General features: G+C 37.0%; 5 protein-coding genes. All 5 read right to left on the bottom strand.

Translation table 11 applies throughout. The annotated features are described in order from the left end of the window. Positions 1 to 385 precede the first annotated feature (385 nt). Genes yajC through ruvB form a run of 5 tightly spaced genes read right to left on the bottom strand, consistent with a single transcriptional unit; the run spans position 386 to position 4,061 of the window. Positions 386 to 643 (bottom strand): preprotein translocase subunit YajC, encoded by a 258-nt coding sequence (yajC, locus tag SPD89_RS22435; protein ID WP_336264173.1) that lies wholly within the window; start codon positions 641 to 643, stop codon positions 386 to 388. Between the two features lie 15 nt (positions 644 to 658). After that, a complete protein-coding gene (gene tgt, locus SPD89_RS22440) occupies positions 659 to 1,795 on the bottom strand; it encodes a tRNA guanosine(34) transglycosylase Tgt (protein ID WP_336264174.1) in 1,137 nt (378 codons plus the stop codon). A gap of 4 nt (positions 1,796 to 1,799) precedes the next feature. After that, positions 1,800 to 2,843: a tRNA preQ1(34) S-adenosylmethionine ribosyltransferase-isomerase QueA gene (gene queA / locus SPD89_RS22445; protein ID WP_336264175.1), complete on the bottom strand. Its 1,044-nt coding sequence runs from the start codon at positions 2,841 to 2,843 to the stop codon at positions 1,800 to 1,802. 21 nt (positions 2,844 to 2,864) lie between these two features. Then, complete coding sequence (locus tag SPD89_RS22450) at positions 2,865 to 3,065, bottom strand: DUF2905 domain-containing protein (RefSeq protein WP_336264176.1); 201 nt, start codon at positions 3,063 to 3,065, stop codon at positions 2,865 to 2,867. 3 nt (positions 3,066 to 3,068) lie between these two features. Next, complete coding sequence (gene ruvB / locus SPD89_RS22455) at positions 3,069 to 4,061, bottom strand: Holliday junction branch migration DNA helicase RuvB (RefSeq protein ID WP_336264177.1); 993 nt, start codon at positions 4,059 to 4,061, stop codon at positions 3,069 to 3,071. Between the last annotated feature and the right edge of the window lie 119 nt (positions 4,062 to 4,180).

The following is a 4,180-nucleotide window of genomic DNA, read 5'->3' on the forward strand; positions in this document are numbered from 1 at the left end:
GGAAAGGATCGAGCAGTTCGAGACGGCGTAGCTCCCGGCAGCGGAAAAGCAAGCCAACGAAGAAATGCGAAGTGTCATTTTCAACGAACTTTTGAACAACCTCTTAGCGAATTCCTTAGTATTGCACTTGCGAGTGATTGGCGTGTTAGTACTGGCGCCTGCGACAAATGCTTTACGATGGGACGAACGAAAGTGCAAATCTCTTTGGTGGGACGAATAAGCGCAGTCCCAGAACATCGCGTTCTTAACCAGTGAGCGATTCAAGAAAGGATGTATCCTTTTTTAAGAAAACAAACCTAATTAAGATGGTGACTAGCCATGCCGGTTTCTTATCCGCCAAAAAAGCTTGCTAATTAGCAAGCTTTTCTTTATGTAATTCTATATTTTAATCTTGCTTAACTTCACGGACAGCTGCACGATCAAACGTTAATTTTGTATTGTTACAACTAATAACAATTGTATTTTCATCTATAGCATCTACAATACCATGCAGCCCACCAATCGTTACAATTGGATCTCCCTTTTGTAAGTTTGATTGCATTTCTCTTACTTGCTTTTGTCTCTTTTGCTGAGGTCTAATAAGTAAAAAGTAAAAAATTACAAACATTAATATAATCGGTGAAAGTGTTATTAATGTGTCCATTAATCTGCCTCCTCTCTAAAAGTTTTGTGGATTTACTTTATTGAAACCGTAATTTTCAAAAAAAGTTTCTCTAAAATCACCAAGTCGATCTTCGCTTATTGCATTTCGGACTTGCTTCATTAATTCTAACAGAAAATAGAGGTTATGATAAGTAGTTAGTCTAAATCCGAATATTTCATTTGTATTTATTAAATGGCGAATATAAGCTCGTGAGTAATTTCGACATGTGTAACAATCACAATTTTCATCAATTGGGGAAAAATCTCTTGCATATGTTGCATTTCGGACGACAAGTCTTCCTTTAGATGTCATACATGTCCCATTTCTTGCAATCCTTGTTGGAAGTACACAATCAAACATATCTACCCCTCGAATCGCTCCTTCAATGAGTGAATCAGCTGAACCTACACCCATTAAATATCTTGGTTTATCAGAAGGCATTAAAGGGGTTGTAGCTTCTAACATACCATACATAATATCTTTTGGTTCTCCGACAGAAAGCCCTCCAATTGCATAGCCCGGAAAGTCTAAAGAAATTAAGTCTTTTGCACTTTGTTTTCGCAAATCCTTATATTCTCCACCCTGGATAATACCAAAAAGAGCTTGGTCTTCCTTGCGCCGATGGGCTTCTAAACAACGTTCAGCCCAACGCGAAGTACGATTTACTGACTTTTCCATATAGTCATAAGTTGCTGGATAAGGTGGACATTCATCTAGTACCATCATAATGTCTGGACCGAGATCATTTTGAACTTGCATCGCTTTTTCGGGTGAGAAAAAAAGTTTTTCACCACTTAAATGATGCCTGAAATGTACCCCTTCTTCCTTAATGTCGCGAATTTTACTGAGGCTAAATACTTGAAAGCCACCTGAATCTGTTAATATCGGGCGATCCCAATTCATAAAGTTATGTAAACCACCCGCTTCTTTCACAATATCTTCTCCAGGTCTTAGCCATAAATGATAGGTGTTAGATAGGATAATCTGTGCGTTCATTTCCACTAATTCCTCGGGACTCATTGTTTTTACTGTAGCCAATGTACCAACAGGCATAAAAATCGGTGTATCAAAACTTCCGTGGGGTGTATGAATTTTCCCAAGTCTAGCACCAGTTTGTTTACATGTTTTAATTAATTCGTATTTTATTGCCATCCTATTATTCATCCTTTTTAGGTTCAATAAACATTGCATCTCCAAAACTAAAAAAACGATATCGATGTTTGATTGCTTCTTCATAAGCCTGCAATATAGTCTCTCGTCCAGCAAGTGCACTAATTAATAATAGCAATGTAGACTTAGGTAAATGAAAATTAGTGATTAATCCATCGATCGCTTTAAACTGGTAAGGTGGATAAATGAAAATATCTGTCCAACCAGAACTTGCTCCAAATCTTCTAGCAAAATTGTTTACTATTGTTTCAAGCACTCTCGTCGATGTTGTTCCGACCGCTATTAACCTGCCGTTATTTTCCTTTACACTATTTAAAAGGTCAGCATTTTCTTCTGACAAATGATAATATTCAGCGTGCATCTTATGTTCTTCAATTGTTTCACTTGTCACCGGTCTAAATGTTCCTAAACCGACATGTAATGTTACATAAGCAATGTGTACGCCTAGTTCTTTAATAAAATCTAGAAGTTCATCTGTAAAATGTAATCCTGCAGTAGGAGCAGCTGCTGAGCCATCCTCTTTCGCATAAACGGTTTGGTAACGTTGGCTATCCTTTAATTGTGCTTTTATATATGGTGGTAGAGGCATTTCCCCGAGTTCTTCTAATACTTCCAGAAAAATACCATTATATTTCAGATTTAGTAAACGTCCACCTTCTTTATGTTCTTCTTTACATGTAGCAATTAATTTTCCTTCTCCAAAAACAATTTCTGTTCCAACTTTTACTTTTTTCGCAGGTTTTACTAGAGCCTCCCACGTGTCTTTATCTGTTTCATGCAATAGTAAAATTTCTATTTTTGCCTTCGTATCACTTTTTATACCAAATAGCCTTACTGGTATAACTTTTGAATTATTTAGTACTAAGCAATCTCCAGGCTTTAAATAGGTAACGATATTGGAAAAGATATCATGTTTTATTTGATGATTATCACGATCTAAGACAAGTAGTTTAGATGCAGTTCTATTTTTTAACGGCGTTTGCGCAATTAACTCTTCTGGTAATTGATAATCATAGTCTTCCATTTTCATAAAAAACTTCTCCTTATTAGGTTAACGAAATCTCCCGATGATATAAAAGATAGCCGTTAATATAATGCTTACTACAATGGACGTCATAATTGGAAAATGGAAGGAAAAATTCCCTTTTTTAAAGCTAATATCTCCAGGCAATTTCCCGATAAACGTCCACAAAGCTCCTATGATTATAAAAATTACTCCAATTAATAAAAACATTTTTCCCATATGCATCATGGATCACCTTTTTATTCCAAAATGTGTAAATGCTTTCTCGGTAGCTATACGACCTCTAGGAGTACGCTGGATAAATCCAATTTGTAATAGATACGGCTCATAGACATCTTCTATTGTTTGGGGTTCTTCCCCAATCGTGGCAGCAATTGTATCGAGCCCAACTGGTCCGCCCCCAAAATCCTGCAATATTCCTTTTAATAATTTATGATCAATATGATCAAGACCTACATGGTCGACCTGTAACATTTCTAAGGCTAGTTTGGATGTCTCAACCGATATTTCTGTTTCTCCCCTTACTTGGGATATATCGCGAATACGTTTTAACAATCGATTTGCTATTCTTGGGGTTCCTCTTGAACGACTAGCAATTTCTATTGCTGCTGCTTTTGAAATTGGCATGTTAAAAATAGAAGCGGTGCGTTCAATAATGGTGCACAAATCTTTCGTTTCATAAAACTCTAATCTGCTCAATACACCAAAACGATCACGCAGTGGCGCTGATAATAAGCCTGCCCTTGTCGTTGCACCTACTAATGTAAAAGGAGGCAAATCAATACGCACTGATCTAGCACTTGGCCCGGTTCCTATAACGATATCTAAAAAATAATCTTCCATCGCTGGGTAAAGTACTTCCTCAACAGACCTTGGTAATCGATGTACTTCGTCAATAAATAATACATCCCCAGGTTCAAGAGAAGAAAGAATCGCAGCTAAATCACCTGATCTTTCAATAGCTGGACCAGAAGTAGATCTGAATTCGACACCCATTTCGTTTGCGATAATGGCAGCTAATGTTGTTTTCCCAAGTCCCGGTGGACCGTAAAGTAATACGTGATCCAAAGCCTCATTTCGCATTTTAGCTGCTTTAATAAAAATATCTAAATTTTCTTTTACTTTATTCTGACCAATATATTCACCTAATATTGTGGGGCGGAGACTTAATTCAACAACGGAATCTTCTTCATATTGCTCGCCAGTAACTATGCGATCTTCCACTTTTACCTCTCCCCTTCTTTAAAAATAGCTATTTTCATCAAGATTGGAACTACAACCTAAGTTCATCTCACCAAAATCACACCGCTTACCCATCATTTAAACGAAATCCATAAACTGTG

The sequence above is a fragment of the Pseudogracilibacillus sp. SO30301A genome (assembly GCF_037072025.1).
Lineage (GTDB): Bacteria > Bacillota > Bacilli > Bacillales > Amphibacillaceae > Pseudogracilibacillus.